This is a genomic window from Prosthecobacter sp. (assembly GCF_044226605.1).
Taxonomy (GTDB): domain Bacteria; phylum Verrucomicrobiota; class Verrucomicrobiia; order Verrucomicrobiales; family Verrucomicrobiaceae; genus Prosthecobacter.
In genome coordinates this window covers 147,819-164,060 of record NZ_JBGAGS010000013.1, presented here as the reverse complement: position 1 = coordinate 164,060, position 16,242 = coordinate 147,819, and the positions used below count along the sequence as shown (strand labels likewise).

Genomic DNA, 16,242 nt, shown 5'->3' with positions numbered 1-16,242 from the left:
ACCTCCACGCTGTCTTGTCACAACCTGACAGCGGCAAACGTCCAACCGGCCAGCCCCCTATGCAACCAGCCACCGACACGGGACACACGGACAAGATTTTCATTGGGGATGGCCTCTATTTCCTGATCATCGTGCAGGAGGGGCGTGTGAGTCATTTCACGGCAAACGTCTCCCTTTCCCATGCGGATTTCGTCAAAAGATCTGTGGGCAGGCTGCCTCCGGGAGCCTGGGTCGGCTCCGCAACGAAGAACGACGGTTACCTCACCGCCATCAATTCATACACGTTTTACCAGAACCAGCTTCCCGCCTCCGAAGAGATCCAGAGGGTTGTTCACGACAAGTTCTGCTGACCACTGGCGCCCGGGACTTCCGGCTCGCCTGTCTCAAGCGAGTTCCGTCAAAGTTCCGCGCGTCACCCCGAGCTGGCTGTGTGCCCGCAGATCGCGCCAGATCTCATCGCCATCACGCTGGCCCGCCAGCAGTTCCTGGTAGGTGCGAAGGACGATCATGGCCTCGTCGGCGTTTTCTTCGAGTAGTTCCACGCGGAAGCAGCGCAGGCCGTGCTCGCGCAGTTCATCGAAGAACTGCGCGCCCGTCTGCGCCACCGCATTGAACAAAGTATTGCGGCATCCCACGTCCGCCTTCAGCGGGTGATGCATGCCCACGCGATCCTTCAAGTGCACACGATGCCGGTCGCAGGGACGGCCGCAATTGGTGAAGTCGGTCCCCTTGCTGAGAAAGGCCGCGAAGGCGCAGTGCTCCATGTGAAACATGGGCATGTGCTGGTGCAGCGTCAGCTCAAACCAAGCCGGCGGCGCGGCGGCGAGAAGATCCACGACTTGTTCGATGTTCAGGTCATAGCTGATCGTTAGACGCTCCAGCCCGGACTTTTTCAGCATCTCCGCAGTGAGCGGGTTGGCCACGTTGAGCGAAAAATCTCCCGTCATTGGAATGCCGGCATCCTGGAAGAAAGCCATGGCGCCGAGATTGCGAATAAGCACCCCGTGCGGCTCGGCGCGCTGGATGAGTTTGAAGAATCCCGCTTCGCCCGACTTCTGAATGCGCGGCGTTGCCAGCCAGACCTGCGCCGTATCGCTGCGCTGCTTGATCTGCTTCACCATGTCCGCGTAAAGCCGGATGTCTTCAAAGTCGAGGTAGAGGCGCTGCACCCCGAGGACCAAGGCGGCATCCACATGCGCCTGCGTTCGGCACAGGGCGTGAAGCTGGAGCGGCAGGGTGTCATCGACGATGCCGCGGGATGGCATGAGGGAATCGAGCGTCGCTGTGACCGGGACGGCAGATGCAGGCGGTGCAGCGGCCTCGCTCCATGAAGCAATTAAATCCCGCCGCATGCGGTTCAGCTCGCTGATGGGCAGCATGACCTCGCCGATGACATCGAACTGCACCTCGCCCAGCTCGAATTCGGTGCCGCCCAGACGGCTGAACTGCTCGATGAATGCCCCAGGTGTGAGCGGACGCTTCATCGCGGCCTGCAGCGGCATGGTGGAAGTCACTTCGTTGGCGCCCGCTTGTACGCGCAGGGGTTCGCCGACTTTGCCGGTGACGTGCAGGTCCAGCTTGCGCTGCTTGCGGATGGGGATGTCCCCTTCAAACGACTGACGCAGGGCGCGATTGAGCGCGGGATCGCTTGTTTTGAAAACACGTGTGCCAAGGGGCAGGTCCTCCATGCGCAGGTGGCCGTGGCGGAAGCTGAGCACGCGTCCGCGCATTTCATACACGCTGCCGCCCTGCTCGTGATTTGTGTCCGCCAAATTCTCAAAGACCACGCCATCGCCCGGCTTCATGGCGATGTGAAGGTCATCCAGCTCCAATGTGTCCGCGCCCAGGATGCGCGTGACCTGCCCCACGTAGGGGCCGCGTTTTTTGCCGTAGTAGGCGCCTACCAGCTCCTGATGGTTCACACCATGCATCCAGCCCGGATACAAACCGCGGGAAAAAGTCATCTCCAAAGCATAGCGATCTTCCTCGCTCGCCGGTGCGGGCTGACTGGCCAGGGCGCGGTCGATCGCCTTGCGATACACCTGCGTGACGCCCGCCACATACTCCGGCGTTTTGAGGCGGCCTTCGATCTTGAAGCTGCGGATGCCCAGCGCGATGAGACGCGGAATCTCATCCACAGCAGCCAGATCCTGCGGCGAAAGCAGGTAGCGCTTGTCTTCAAGATCACGCGGCTCGCCATCCACAATCATTTCGTAGGGCATGCGGCAGGCCTGCGCGCATTCACCGCGGTTCGCACTGCGCCGTCCCAGCGACTCGCTGGTGAGGCACTGCCCCGAGTAAGCAACGCATAGCGCGCCATGCACGAACACCTCCAGCGGCACCTGCGCCTCCTTGAAGCGCTCCAGTTCACGCAGAGAAAGCTCACGCGCCAGCACCGCCTGATCAATGTTCAGCTGCTTGGCAAACTCCAGCCCTTCGGGGGAAGTGATCGTCATCTGCGTGCTCGCATGCAGCCGCAGCCTGGGCGTCAGCGCCTTCACCATGCGCGCGAGGCCGAGGTCCTGCACGATCACGGCATCCACCCCGCATTCTTCCAGATACCGCAGCTGCTTCTCCGCATCCGGCAGCTCACGGGTGAAGATGAGGGTATTGAAGGCCACATAGCCCTTCACCCCATGCTCGTGCAGGAACTTCATGAGCTCCGGCAGGTCCTCCTCGGTGAAATTGTCGGCACGCAGGCGTGCATTGAAGCGCGGCATGCCAAAAAAGATCGCATCCGCCCCGTTCGCCACCGCCGCGCGGGCACAGTCCCAGTTGCCGGCGGGAGAGAGAAGTTCGGGTTTGGGGAGGGGTGTCATGTACCGGCTTCTATAAGCCAGATTTGCCGCAGATTCACTGCATTTGTCTCCTTCTTCCGGCGTCCGCTTTTCAGCGCTGCGTCTCCAGCCACCCCAGCAGCACACGCAGGCGCCAGCCACAGGTGGGGCGGAGGATGAAAGTGTCGAGCTTCTGCCATGCACCGGGCGTGGATTTGACTGCCTGGATGACGGCGGGACGCTGCCCGGGTGTGAGCAGTTCCATGAAAATGGCGCAGAGGTTGTTGCTGGCATCCAGATGCAGGCTGCGCTGGTCAGGGTTTTGAAGCACCGCCATCAAATCGCGCACAGCAGCGGTCCAGTCGTGGGCTTCCGCGGCGGCGATGCCGCGCATCAGCAGCACATCCCAATGATAGCGCCCCTGCGGAAAATCGCGGTCATAGGCGTCCAGCGCCGCAGTGACCGCCGCACGGTCAAAAGGAATGCCGCGCTCAATATCAAAGCGCACGTAGGCCGTCGTGGCCTGCTCCCGCTCATCAACATAACTCATGCCACAGTGGCAACGCGACTGGCGCAGCGTATTGATGGCCAGACGAGCGAGCGCCGCCTCCCGCTTCACACTCTGCGGAAATTTCGCCAAAAACTCCTGCATGCGACAGACCTGCGCCTGAGCGATGCGCTGCCGGGCGCCGCGTGCCGGATGCTCTGCCATGAGCTTTTGCTCCGCCACAGTCAGAGCCGTCGTCGAGGGCGTGATGGCTGCATTCCAAAACGCCACGAAGTCCTGCATCGGCGCAAAAATCTCTGCGCTGGCATCGAGCGGACTGCCGCTCATTCGGGCATCGAAGTAAGCCTTCCGCGCTTCCTCGCTGACACCAGAAGCCGTCAGCAGCAGATCCAGATCATCGAGATGATTGATCATAGCTCCTGCCTTCGCCACCGGCGCCTCGCGCCGAATGTCCCGCTTTAAGCCTGCAACGGCCGCACGCAATTGCGTGACACTGGTTTCACTCGCGAAGGCGGCCTTCAGTTTGTCGGCGATCGTTTTGATCGTCGCGGCCGTCTGCCAATCGTCAGTCCAGAAATCTGTTCTTTCAGCAGCGGTCAGCCATTGTGCAAGCTCCACCTCGCGTCCGAACAGGCCGTAGTCTCCAGGCTGCCACTCTCCCAAAGTGCGCGATGGACGAAAAGTCCACCACGCCGACTGCCGCGCGGCATCGGTGCCGGGATGTTCGGCAACGATGCGGTCATGCAGCAATCTGGACTGCGCAGCCACGTCGGTTTCCACAGAGCGGTCCATGAAGTAGGCGGAAAACTCCGCACGAGTGCGCAAAGCGGTCTGGATGGCCTGCATCGCCTGCAGCGAAGCAGCGCTTCCCTTCGAGGCAAGCTTCAGCGCCTCTTCATAGCAGCGAATGGCTTGTGCCGTCTCCTGCCGCTGGTCGAGCATGGCCGCAGCAGTGGCATCGCCCAGCCCGACGATGCGTGCGTGGTGCCGCAGTTCATAGGACGGGGGCGGCAGGTCGGCGCTGCCAAAGCCTTCCTTCGCATAGGCGGTCCCGCCATCCAGCAGACGCCACAGCTGTTTTTCCCAGGCAGCCCCCAGAGCCATCCAGGCCGCCGCTTTGGCTTCACCACTGGCCTGCTCCACCGCATTGCTCAGTTTCTGCAGTTCGGACACACTCGCCCTCCACGTGCTTGATGCTTCTTCCTTTTTCTCATTCCAGCTGGCATGCCTGCCCTCCCACCCTTCAAAATCGGCCTCTTCTGCAAAACGCTGAGCTTCACCAAAGCGTCCTTCGCTCAGGTGCCGCACACGCAGGGCGCAACGCAGCGCGGTTTTCAAACCTGGCGTCACGCCGTCGGCGAGAGCCGCTTTCTCAAGCTCAGGCAAAGGGGCGAAGGTCAAAAGGGCCGACATGCGCTGGTCCACTTCTCCGCTCAAATGCAGCGGCGGCCTCTCCTCAATTTCCTCCTTCCACACCGCCGTTTCTTTGGTGGAATTCCACAGCAAGGTGATCGCCACTGCGGGCTGGTGCAGTTCCAGCCAGGCGTCCACGCGACGTAGATCACCACCTCTCCGCAGCGGTGACTGCGGACAGGATTCATCCAGCAGGTCCAGGCCACGAATGGCTTCGCTGGCGTTTCCCATTTTCAATCGCGCGATGGCCCGCACCAGCAGGGCATCGTCCGCACCTGCGCCCTGCTTCCGCTCCTGCACCAGTCCGGCCACCAGACCAGCCTCGCCACGCACCACGGCCGACCACGCATGCAGCACATCGCGAACGATGCTCCGGCTTCCCCGGTACGCCGCGTCGTTGGCGGCCAGCGCCGCATCAAACCTCTTCCACATTGGTTTCGCCGCCGCACGGATCGCGGCAAGCCGGGGGACAAGTGATTCCAGCACCCGATGGTCTCCGCCTGACCTCCGCTGCATGAGCGCACCGAGGTCGGTTTCCCCTTCGCAGTCGAGCATGAAATAGCCCATCCGCAGCGCAACGCAGGGTTCGGCGGCGACCTTGGCCCATGGAAACTGATATTCATCCAGCTGGTCCGGACGCTCGATAAAGTCGCGCAGCAGCCACTCGATCTGCTGAAAGGCCCGGCGGCGGATTTCTGGATGTCCGGGCGTTTGTGCCTGGAGCAAAAATTTCTCCATTGCGCCGCCTAGGTAGCCCCGCTCACGCATGATGCCACCCTGCCAGCCAATGGCGTCCGCGGTGAACCGCCCCTTGGGATAGCGTTTGAGGTAGTTCTCAAATCCCTCCTCCGCCTCGTTTTCCATTCGGCGCACCTTGGTTTCATCACGCTGCCAGTTCTGGCGCTCCTGCTTCCACTCATCAAACTTCATCCGCGCCAGCATCAGCACCGCCACTTCTGTGCGTGAATGTTCAGGATAGGCCTCGCACACTCTTCCAAAGTAGTCCGCCGCCAGCAAATAGCGCCGGTGGTGAAACTCCATGGCACCGCACTGCACCAGCCAGTGCGGCCGCAATACTGCTGGAGCTGTCTCCGCCTTCACACGGATTTCTGACATGGCTTTGTTGCGCTCGCTTTCCCATTGCCGCGTCCGTTCCTCGGCCTTTTGCCTGGTTTCATCCCAGCTGCCGGAAGGCATCTTGTCAAAGTAGCCGTCATCTGAGCTCAGATGCTCCATGCGCCAGTCCAGATAATCCGCCACCTCCTCGGAATGGCCCGCTTCTCCCTGGGCGGCAAGCTCCTCCATCTCATGCAGGACGTTGGCGAAACGCTTGCGATACTCACCGCGGCGGTTTTCCTCCAGCAGTCTAGCCGTGCGTTGTTTCAGTTCGTCCGTCGGCAGCTTCGTCCACTGGTAGGCCAGCTGCAGAACCGCATTGAGCAGCGAGTTTTCATCCCGGCCGTCCTCTGCCGGTGGCTCCCACTCACGTACGATGGCCTGCAGTGTCTTGCCGGGAAATCGTTCGGGGTATTCCTCCAAAGCAGCCGAATGCCCTCGGGCAATCGAGGTGCACAACAAAGCGGGCAAACACCAAAGCACGAAATTCAGACGCATGGAGTGGAACATAGCAGAACACCTACGTGCATTGCCATAACTCTGTGGCTCACTGCTTAATAAGCCATTGGCTGAGTGCGGTGGGTCCGGATGCCTGCGATCAAAAGATAGAGGCTCGCGCCAAACATCAGGGGCAGGAACCACTTCGCGACTTTCTGATTGTCCACGGACCACTGATTGTAGGCTTCAAGGGTCAGCGCGGCTTTGCCGTCCACATCGAGAGCGACGAAGGGATAGAAAAGCTGGTTCTGCGCCAGATTGCGGCGCGGAGCGGTCATGTCAGCGCTCCGGACGCTCACGCGGGCTTCCGCACCTGGCAGCAGTCTCTCCAGTACTCCGGCGTCAAAGCTGCGCGGATAAGGACCATCGATGGCACGAAACGGCACGTCCTGCCCTGCAATCCACAAGTCCAGCATTCCGCCGCCTTTGCCCTTCGTTTTCTCCACCTTCACCACTTTGCCAGACATGGTTTTCAAATCGGCGTTCGTCAGCTTTCCGGGAGGATCGAGGACGAACAACGACAGCATGACCCAGCCGAACAGGGCCGTGCCGACCAGCCCCGCAAGAATTGACTGCGTGGCGGAAGGCTTCATGACAAGGCAGGGTTGCGAAGGCCTGACGCAGGTCTGTTACCCGACGATGATGCCCTTGGCCTTGCGCTCTTTTTCGCGCTCCAGCAGCGGGATCTTCTCGGCGGTTTCGAGCACCTGCACACCGAGATCACCGATCTTCGAGAACGTGAGGCCGTTCAGGGCGGGCACTTCGGCGCTGAGGCGCTTGAAGACGTCCTCCACGGTGTGGATGCCGTTGGAACCGCCGCAGGCGACGATGAGGTCGCGCAGGATTTCCCAGGTGTCGTGGGCGTTGCCGGGGATTTTGACGGCCTTGTTCAGGCGCTGGAGGCGGCCGGTGACATTGATCATGCTGCCGCGCTTTTCTGCGTAGGCAGAGCCGGGAAGAACCACATCGCTGAGCTCAGCGCTCGCATTGGCCAGGATGTGCAGGGAGGCGATGAAGGGCACTTTTTCCAGGTCACGCTGGGAGAAGCCCACCTTTAGGAGATTTTCACCCAGGGCGAGGACGACGCGCAGACGGCCGCGGCTCATGAGTTCGGTGATCTCGGCGAGCTTCGCTCCGGGCTCGATGCCGAGGATGAGCTTGGCGCCGTTGGTGTTCGGATTGAGGTCGTCGGCGTGCAGGTAGTTGTCAGCGCCGCCGGTGCGGGGGATGACGTCCAGATTGGTGGTGCCGAGCTGCGCAGCCAGATGCTTCACAAAGAACAGCTCTTCATTCGTCATGCGCGCGCTGGCGATGATGGCGATCTCCTCGCCCTTCTTGCCGGCGAGGGCGGTGGCGATGGAGCTGAGCGCTGCCTTCCAGCTGGCGATCTGGTGTTTACCACCGGACTTTGTCATCGGGTCGGTGAGGCGGAACTCGCTGTTCACGAAATGGAAATCCAGGCGGCCGCTGTCGCACATCCAGCTGGAATTGACGTCGTTGTTGTCACGCGGCGTCTGGCGGTAAATCGCGTCACCACGGGCGCCGATCTCCATGTTGCAGCCACGGCCGCAGCCGGTGCAGATGCTGTTCGTTTCCTTGAGGAACCACACGCGCTGCTGGAAGCGGAAGTCATTGGAGGTGAGGGCGCCCACCGGGCAGATGTCCACGGTATTGAGCGAGTAGTTGTGCTCCAGGCGCTTGCCAGGGTGCACGGCCAGCGTGGTGAAGCTGCCGCGCTCGGTGAAGCCGAGCACAGGCTCGTCGGCGATCTCGGCGGTGAAGCGGATGCAGCGGCTGCACATGATGCAGCGCTCGTCATCGAGACGCACGCGCGGGCCGATATCGACGTTCTTGGGCTTCTTGACTTTGTCTTCGCGGAAGCGGCTCTCGCCTTTGCCGTGCTCCACGCTGAACTCCTGGAGGCGGCATTCGCCGGCCTGATCGCAGATGGGGCAGTCGAGGGGATGATTGATGAGGAGGAACTCCATCACGCCCTTGCGGCATTCCTGGGTGAGGACGGAGTTGGTACGGATGCCCATGCCTTCCGCGATGGTGTTCGCGCAGGCGATGACGGGGCGCGGCATCCAGCCGATCTTTGGCATGCCGTGTTCGTCCTTCTCCGGCTCGGTACCGGGAGCCGGACGCGGGGGCATGCCCATCTCCACGAGGCACATGCGGCAGTTGCCGGGGGAGGAGAGCTTGGGGTGGTAGCAGTAGTGCGGCACTTCCTGCTTGGCCTGCTTGCACGCTTCGATCATGCGCATGCCTTTGGGGAATTTGTGCCAGACGCCGTCGATCTGCACATTCACGAGGTCGGCAGGCGTCGGGGCGGCGACAGGAGCGGGAGCTTCGGCGGGGGCAGGCATGAGCGAAGGGGAAAAGGGGGCTTAAGCCGGATTATCGGAGCCGCATGCGGAGGGGCAACCGCAATTTGTGAAAAGTTTCACAAGCGGGCTGGCATGAGACTTTGCGAAGTCGTCGCAACGTGTCATCAATGCCGCCCTCATGCCCATCCCGGTCATTCTGAATCCCGCCGCCCGCAGCACGAAGGCCGCCAGCCTGGAAGACACGCTGCGCAGGCTGTCTCCGGAACCGGAGCTGCACCTCACCAAAGGTCCCGGAGATGCGTCCGCGATCGCCGAACAACTGGCGGAGGCGGGGCACGCCCTTGTCGTTTCCGCGGGCGGTGACGGCACCATGAACGAGGTCCTTCAGGGCATCTGCCGCGCCAATGCCCGACGCAAGCCGGGAGAAAAGCACACGGCGCTCGGTGTTTTGCCTCTGGGAACGATGAATGTTTTTTCCGTGGAGCTAAAGCTTCCGGGACGCGACATTGAGGCCTGCTGGCGCGAGATCTCGAGCGGCCAGAAACGCGAGGTGGATCTCTGGATGGCCAATGACATGTACTTTGCCCAGCTCGCGGGCGTGGGCCTGGACGCCCAGATCGTGCAGGAGACCTCCTGGGAGGCGAAGAAAAAATACGGCCCTCTGAGTTACGTGATGAGCGCGGTGAACGTGCTGATGCGCACGCCGCCGACGCTGAGTGTGCAGATCGAGGGCAAAGCTCCCCTGTTAGGGACTGTGGTCCTGGTGGGCAATGGCAGGCACTACGGCGGCCCGTTTCCGCTCTTCCGCGATGCGTCAAATACTGACGGCAAGCTCGACCTCCTCATCTTCCGTGGCCTCGGTGGCATGGAGTTCATTCAGCTGCTACGTGGCATGCTGCTGGGCGGCTACCAGGAGTGCGAATACCTGGACTACATCCAGACGAGCGAATTTACCGTGACGACGGACCTCGGCGAGGCCCCCGTGGAGCTGGACGGCGAGCTGGCGGACCTGAACGCCCCCGTGGTCTTTCGTCCTGCCCCGTTTCGCCTGAGCGTGAGCGCGGGCTGAACTTGGACTTGGGCCGGAAGCCGGAGGGCTTTCCACCTTCTTCGGAGAAGCGACCTGGAGGGCCGCTCTTTTTGCCAGCGCCGGGCTTGAAGCTGCGCGGCCCACGGGACTCGGCTGCACGTTTCCGTGCCGGGCGGTGATCTTCGATGCCGTCGTCTTCGCCTGCGCCTGCGGGCTTGCGCTCCAGCTTCGGCTTGGACTCTTCCTTGAAGAAGCGTTCGATTTCCGTGGGCGTGAGTTCTTTGTAGGCACCCTTGGCCAGGCCATGGAGCTTCAGCCAGCCAATGCGGACGCGGGTCAGACGTGTCACTTCGTAGCCAAGCTGGTAGAGCATGATGCGGATCTGCCGCTTCAGCCCCATCTTCAGCACGATGTGCGCGCGGTAATCGGTGTCCATCCAGGTGCGTTCGGCCCGGGCAAAACCCTCTTCGGTCATCATGCCTTTGACGAGCTTGGCCATGACTTCAGCGTTCAGCGCCTGGTCCACCACCACTTCGTATTCCTTCTCCGCGCCCTGGCTCGGATGAATGAGCCGATGGGAAAGATCTCCGCGATTGGTCAGGAGAATGAGGCCTTCGCTGTCTTTGTCCAGACGGCCCACGTGGTGCAGGTTCTGGTACTTGAGCGGGAGGAGATCGTAAATCGTCATCCGCTCGTGCTTGTCGCCACGGGAGCAGATGTAGCCTTTCGGCTTGTTCAAAACGAGCACGACAGGCGTCTCGGTGCGTACCGATGAGCCATCGACAACGACTTTGTCCTCAGGCTGCACCTGGGTGGCCAGCTCGGTGACGATGTGGCCGTTGATCGACACACGTCCGCTGAGGATGATCTCCTCAGCGCCGCGGCGTGATGCCACGCCGCACTGGCTCAGATATCGGTTAAGACGCACGGGAAAGCCTTATTCCGGCTTGGTCTTTGGCAGATTGGTCGGCAGACGGCCTTCCTTCCACTGGCCACGGGCCTTGAGAAGCTTGACGCGCTCACCACGCTTCAGGACACTGCGCTTGGTGCCGACGGAGCCGGAGGACTTGAGGCTGCTATGCTGGGACATGATTCTAAAATTGGGCTGAGTGTTCTGAAAAGGGGCGGAGAGGGTAGCAGCCACCGGGTGGGATGCAAGGGGTTTGTGCGTTGGGGCTCACCCCAGCACCTTCTTCCTTACAATCTCCGTCACCATCTTCGGGTTCGCCTTGCCTTGGCTGGCCTTCATGGCCTGGCCGGTGAACCAGTTCATGGCTTTCTCGTTGCCGGCTTGTACTTCAGCCACCTTGGCAGGGTTGTCCGCGAGGATTTTTTCCACGATTGCCTCCAGGGCGCCCGTATCACTGACCTGCTCGAAGCCCTTGGCCTTGATGATCTCGGCGGCTGGTTTGCCGCTCTCGAACATCTCGGCGAACACTTCCTTGGCCTGGTTGTTGGAAATTTTGCCCGCTTCAACGGTGGCCACAAGGGCGCTCAGCGCGTCCGGTTTCACCGGGCAGTCGCCGATGCTCAGACTGCGCTCGTTCAGCACGCCCAGCAGATCATTGATCACCCAGTTGGCGACTTTCTTGGCCGGCACCGCCGTGTCGGCAGCCACAGCCGCTTCATACCAGGCGGCGAGTTCTTTTTCGCTCGAGAGCACACCTGCATCGTAGGCGCTGCAGCCGTAGTCTTTTTCAAAGCGTGCGCGCTTCTCATGCGGCAGTTCTGGCACCTGCGACCGCATCTTGGCCACAAGGTCCGCCGTGCGCACCGGGAGCAGATCAGGATCGGGGAAGTAGCGGTAGTCGTGCGCATCTTCCTTCGAGCGCATCAGGGTCGTCTCGCCACGGTCATCGTCCCAGCGACGGGTGCTCTGCACCAGTTTCTCGGGGTTGCGACCTTCCAACACATCGATCTGACGCTCGGTCTCCGCCTTGATGGCACGACGCACGGCGGACATCGAGTTGATGTTCTTCAGTTCGATCTTGGTGCCCAGCTCCTTCTGGCCTTCGGGGCGCACGGAAATGTTCACGTCGCAGCGCAGGTTGCCCTTCTCCATGTCGGCATCGCTGACACCGCCGTAGATGAGGATCTGCCGCAGGCTGGTGATGTAGGCGAAGGCCTCCTCGGCGCTGTCGATGTCCGGCTCGCTGACGATCTCCATCAGCGGCGTGCCGGCGCGGTTGAAATCCAGCGCGCTGAACTTGTCGTAGTGCGTGGACTTGCCCACGTCCTCCTCAAGGTGGATGCGCGTGAGCTTCACCACCTTGCCAGGATTGGCGATGCTCTTCTGCGCGTCCTTCGGGTACGCCAGATCATACAGCGGCACACCGCCGCCCAGGCAGAGCGGGAAGGGCATCTGCGTGATCTGGTAGTTCTTCGGCATGTCCGGGTAGAAATAGTTTTTGCGATCCCAGTTCACCACCGGCGGCGTGGTGCAGCCCAGCATGAGCCCCGTGAGGATGGTTTTCTCGATGGCCGCCTGGTTCAGCACCGGCAGCGCACCTGGCAGGCCCAGGCAGGTGGGGCAGGTGTGGGTGTTTGGCTCCGCCCCATACTCCACCGGGCAGGCGCAGAACATCTTGCTGCGCGTCGTGAGCTGCGCGTGAACTTCAAGGCCGATGGTGACGATGTATTTGGGCATGCGGAAAAGAAAAGGACGAGTGGCGGAAGATCAAAGCGAGAGCCACGCCCGGGGCAACGTGCCGTTGGCGGTTTTTTTGGCTGCTCAATGCATCCTCACCGGCTGCGGGGGCGGTGGCTGGCGGTATACCACGGAGTCCATGGCCTGCTCCAGTTCCATGCTGGCAAAGATGGGCCGCAGGTCGGGGTGGTTCGCCACTTTCTCGACCTTGGGCAGCTGCATCAGCCCCGCGAAATCCCTGCTCGCAATGGCCTTCCTCACATCTGGATCATAGCCCAGTTCATAGACCATCTTGTTGTTCAGCGCATTGGCCGTGGCCGGGCTTTGCGCGGCGAGGCGCTGCCACATGCTCCCTTCAGGCCACAGGATCAGCAGCCGCGCCAGATTCGCCGTCGGCTTGATGTCATAAGGATCCATCCACTTGGCCACACCGCCGAAGGCGCTGTTGTCGATCTTCTGGCTCAGGCTGTAAAAAATGGACTTCGCCTGACTCTCAATCTCGCCGCCCTTTTTCACAATCTCCGCAGCGTTTTCCATGCCATAGAGGCTGCCCACGATGCGGAGTGCCACGCTGCCCATCCACATCAGAGCGCCAGAGGGGAGGAAGCTCACGATCAACCCTTTCCACCCCGTCAACCCGCCCAGCAGCCTGAACAGACCAAAGGCAGCCAGGAAAGACTTCCCCACCTTGCACACGGCAAACATCATCCCGGCTGCAATCAGAGAGGCGATGACCATGCGGTTGGTCGTGATCTGCATCCCCGCCGCGCCAAAAATCACCGTCCGGTGCATGTACACATACCACGCCGCCGCTGCGCACAGCGCCAGCGTGGCCACATTGATGATCTGCTGCACCACCCCCTTCGCAAACGCCAGCCCCGCCGCGAACGCAAAGAAGCCCACGATCGCGATGGAGGCCCACATGGTGTGGGGCACCTTCTGAGCGTGCTGGAGCAGTTCACTGGGGTGAGGCATGGACAGGCGACAAGATTATTAGGATAACTTAACATCTTTCCCCCGCCTGTCTTGCAGGAATTGGGCCCTAGACCAGATCCTGCATGGCCCGCAGCTTGGCATGGGCCGCACCACGATCCAAAAGCTCCTCGGCCAGAGCCTTCCCCGCAGAGAGTTCTGGCGCCTTCCCCGTAATGACAAATCCTGCCGCAGCATTGAGCACCGCGATGTCGCGCTTGGCCCCCTTGATCGTTCCGGCCAGCACGCCTTCAAGAATGGCGGCATTCTCCGTTGCGTCCCCGCCCACCAGATCTTCCAGCACGGCCTTGCCGAAACCCAGCGCCTTGGGATCAACCTTGGTCTCGTTGAGTTTCCCCGCGCTCACCTGGCAGACATCATTCACCCCCAGCGTGGAGAGTTCGTCCATCCCCTGCCCGTCCGCCGCCGTGCCATGAACCACCCAGGCGCCTTTGCGGCCCAGCTGCACCAGGATCTCGCCGAAGGCCCGCGTCAGCTTCGGATCAAACACACCGATCAGCTGGTAGTCCGGCCGCCCTGGATTCAGCAGCGGCCCCAGCACATTGAAAATGGAGCGCTGCCCCTCCGCCGCGAGCAGCTTGCGCGCTTCCGCCACCGCTTTGAACGTGGGATGATACAGCGGCGCAAAGAAGAACCCGAGGCCAATGCTCTGGATGCCTGCGACCACTTTTTCCTTCGGCAGATCGATCTTGATGCCCAGCGCCTCCAGCACGTCCGCACCGCCTGCCTTGGAGGTGATGCCGCGGTTGCCATGCTTCGTCACACACACCCCGCCGGCAGCCAGGATGAACATGGCCGTGCTTGAGACGTTGAAAAGGTGCAGCTGATCCCCGCCCGTGCCCACGACATCCAGCATCGGCCCCGGCAGCTTTGCACGATCAAGGCCCGGATCGACCGCCAGTTTCAAAAACTCCTTCACAAACAGCGCAATCTCCTCCGGCGTCTCGCCTTTTCTGGCCAGCGCACGCAGGAAATCCGCCTTGGCCGCAGCCGTCACGGCAGCATCCACGAGTTGCATCGCCGCCTCCGCGATCTGGTTTTCCATGAGGTGCACGCCTGCGTTCAGTCCTTGGGTCAGTAATTCCATGATTTGATTTTGGCCAAAGCGCAGTGTTTAGCAAGCCCACCCGTGTGAACCTCTTGCAACGTTGAATCCTTCCTCTCCCATCCTCGGCATCGATCTCGGCACCACCAACTCCCTCGTCGGTGTGGTGGATAGCGGCTTTCCCATTCTCCTGGCCGATGAAAACGGTAGCCGCAGCACGCCCAGCGCCGTTTGCATGGCCGCGGATGGCAGCATCGCGGTCGGGGCTGTGGCTTTGCGCCAGCGTGCCCTGCATCCCACGCGCACCATCACCTCGGTGAAGCGTCTCATTGGCCGCCGTCCGGGTGAGGCCGGGTGGTCGCCGCCGTATTCTCTCAGCGAACTGAAAACCTCCCCCGTCGAAGTTTCTGCGGAGATCCTCAAGCATCTAAAGGCCGTCGCCGAGCGGGCGCTGGAGCAGTCGGTCTCGCAGGCCGTTATCACCGTGCCCGCTTATTTCAACGACGCCCAGCGCAATGCCACCAAGCGTGCCGGCGAACTCGCGGGCCTCGAAGTGCTGCGCATCCTCAGCGAGCCCACGGCGGCGGCGCTTGCCTATGGCTTGGACAAACTCTCCGAGCACCAAAAGATCGCCGTCTATGACCTCGGCGGCGGCACTTTTGACATCTCCGTGCTCGAAATGCGCGATGGCACTTTCCAGGTGCTCTCCACCGCCGGCGACACCCAGCTTGGTGGCGATGACATCGACCGCCTGCTGGCCGAATTCATCGCGGAGCGTTTAAAGCTCCCGGCTAACGACATACGCGTCATCGAAGCGGCGGAAGCCGTCAAGAAACGTCTCTCCACCGATGACACCGCTTCCTACAACGGCCTCGACATCACCCGCGCCGATTTGGAAAAAATCGCCCGTCCCTGGATCGAGCGCACACGCAGCCACTGCCTGCGTGCTTTGAGCGATGCAGGCATCAAAGCGGAGGAGCTTGATGAAGTCATCCTCGTCGGCGGCAGCACGCGCATGCCCTTGGTGCGTGACTACGTGCGCGAGCTCTTCGACCGCGAGCCGAACACCTCGCAGAATCCGGACGAAGCGATCGCCCTCGGCGCCACCATTCAGGCGGGCATTCTCGGTGGAAGCCTGCGTCAGGTGCTGCTGCTGGATGTCACGCCGCTCTCCCTCGGTATCGAAACCTTCGGCGGGCTGATGAACATCATCATTCCGCGCAACACGACGATTCCTGCAAAGGCCGGCGAGATGTTTACGAATGCCGTGGCCAATCAGGACAGCATGCTCATCCGTATTCTCCAAGGCGAGCGCGAACTGGCGAAGGACAACTGGGAGCTCGGTCGCATCGAGGTCCCCTTTCCCGCGGGCCCCAAAGGCAGCGCGCGTGTGGGCGTGCAGTTCAGCATCGATGCCGACGGCATCCTTCACGTGCTGGCCCGGGACACCGCCACGAATAAGGACACCACCTTGCAAATCACCGGCACCGCCGTGGATGTGGCCGACGAACGCGTGGAGCAGATGATCGCCGAGAGCGTGGATTTCGCGTTCGAAGACATGAATGAACGCATCTGGACCGAAGCGCGGCTCAAGGCCGAGGAACTCCTTCCCGCCGTCGACGCGGCCCTCTCGCAGCTAGGCGATGCGCTTAGCAGCGAGGAAAAAGCCGGTGTCATCAGCCAGGCCGCTGCCGTGCGTGCCCTGCTCGCTGCTACCGATCACGATGCGAAAGCCCTGAAGGCCGCCACGCAACTGCTGGACGACGCCACTCAGTCTCTCGCCGTCATGCTGATCGACCGTGCCATGGAAGAATCGCTCGCACGCCGTGGTCTGATTTGATTTTTTGATTCCCAATAGATGAACCGCCAGTTACGTTTTCCCACTTAA

Annotated in this window: 12 protein-coding genes; 3 read left to right on the top strand and 9 right to left on the bottom strand. The window is 61.6% G+C overall.

The features are described from left to right. Positions 1–59: 59 nt before the first annotated feature. Positions 60–350 carry a hypothetical protein gene (locus tag ACILSO_RS19055; protein ID WP_395739037.1) on the top strand — a complete coding sequence of 97 codons (291 nt, stop codon included), beginning with the start codon at positions 60–62 and terminating at the stop codon, positions 348–350. Between the two features lie 33 nt (positions 351–383). Here the strand turns inward: ACILSO_RS19055 and ACILSO_RS19050 are convergent, their stop codons facing one another. The 4 genes from ACILSO_RS19050 to ACILSO_RS19035 form a co-directional block, all read right to left on the bottom strand. Next, the gene (locus ACILSO_RS19050) at positions 384–2,819 is read right to left on the bottom strand and encodes a DUF3656 domain-containing protein (RefSeq protein WP_395739036.1); all 2,436 of its coding nucleotides are present in this window, start codon (positions 2,817–2,819) and stop codon (positions 384–386) included. A 70-nt stretch (positions 2,820–2,889) separates the two neighbouring features. Then, complete coding sequence (locus tag ACILSO_RS19045; RefSeq protein WP_395739035.1) at positions 2,890–6,312, bottom strand: tol-pal system YbgF family protein; 3,423 nt, start codon at positions 6,310–6,312, stop codon at positions 2,890–2,892. Between the two features lie 56 nt (positions 6,313–6,368). Continuing rightward, positions 6,369–6,905 (bottom strand): hypothetical protein, encoded by a 537-nt coding sequence (locus ACILSO_RS19040; RefSeq protein WP_395739034.1) that lies wholly within the window; start codon positions 6,903–6,905, stop codon positions 6,369–6,371. A 36-nt stretch (positions 6,906–6,941) separates the two neighbouring features. Beyond that, complete coding sequence (locus ACILSO_RS19035) at positions 6,942–8,678, bottom strand: molybdopterin-dependent oxidoreductase (protein ID WP_395739033.1); 1,737 nt, start codon at positions 8,676–8,678, stop codon at positions 6,942–6,944. Positions 8,679–8,817: 139 nt separating this feature from the next. On the opposite strand from ACILSO_RS19035, the gene ACILSO_RS19030 reads away from it, so the two are divergent. After that, on the top strand, positions 8,818–9,708 hold the full coding sequence (locus ACILSO_RS19030; protein ID WP_395739032.1) for a diacylglycerol/lipid kinase family protein: 891 nt from the start codon (positions 8,818–8,820) through the stop codon (positions 9,706–9,708). Here ACILSO_RS19030 and ACILSO_RS19025 read toward each other — a convergent pair. The 5 genes from ACILSO_RS19025 to trpD all read right to left on the bottom strand — a co-directional run bounded on the left by ACILSO_RS19025 (position 9,590) and on the right by trpD (position 14,396). Next, on the bottom strand, positions 9,590–10,597 hold the full coding sequence (locus tag ACILSO_RS19025) for a pseudouridine synthase (protein ID WP_395739031.1): 1,008 nt from the start codon (positions 10,595–10,597) through the stop codon (positions 9,590–9,592). The two genes, ACILSO_RS19030 and ACILSO_RS19025, sit on opposite strands and share 119 nt — an antisense overlap. Positions 10,598–10,606: 9 nt before the next feature. Then, complete coding sequence (locus ACILSO_RS19020) at positions 10,607–10,759, bottom strand: small basic protein (RefSeq protein WP_395739030.1); 153 nt, start codon at positions 10,757–10,759, stop codon at positions 10,607–10,609. Positions 10,760–10,846: 87 nt separating this feature from the next. Beyond that, a complete protein-coding gene (gene gatB / locus ACILSO_RS19015) occupies positions 10,847–12,316 on the bottom strand; it encodes an Asp-tRNA(Asn)/Glu-tRNA(Gln) amidotransferase subunit GatB (protein ID WP_395739029.1) in 1,470 nt (489 codons plus the stop codon). 84 nt (positions 12,317–12,400) lie between these two features. After that, positions 12,401–13,291: a hypothetical protein gene (locus ACILSO_RS19010; protein ID WP_395739028.1), complete on the bottom strand. Its 891-nt coding sequence runs from the start codon at positions 13,289–13,291 to the stop codon at positions 12,401–12,403. Between the two features lie 67 nt (positions 13,292–13,358). Continuing rightward, positions 13,359–14,396, bottom strand: a complete 1,038-nt coding sequence (gene trpD / locus ACILSO_RS19005; protein WP_395739027.1) for an anthranilate phosphoribosyltransferase — start codon at positions 14,394–14,396, stop codon at positions 13,359–13,361. Between the two features lie 61 nt (positions 14,397–14,457). On the opposite strand from trpD, the gene ACILSO_RS19000 reads away from it, so the two are divergent. After that, positions 14,458–16,194 carry an Hsp70 family protein gene (locus ACILSO_RS19000; RefSeq protein ID WP_395739026.1) on the top strand — a complete coding sequence of 579 codons (1,737 nt, stop codon included), beginning with the start codon at positions 14,458–14,460 and terminating at the stop codon, positions 16,192–16,194. Positions 16,195–16,242: the final 48 nt, after the last annotated feature.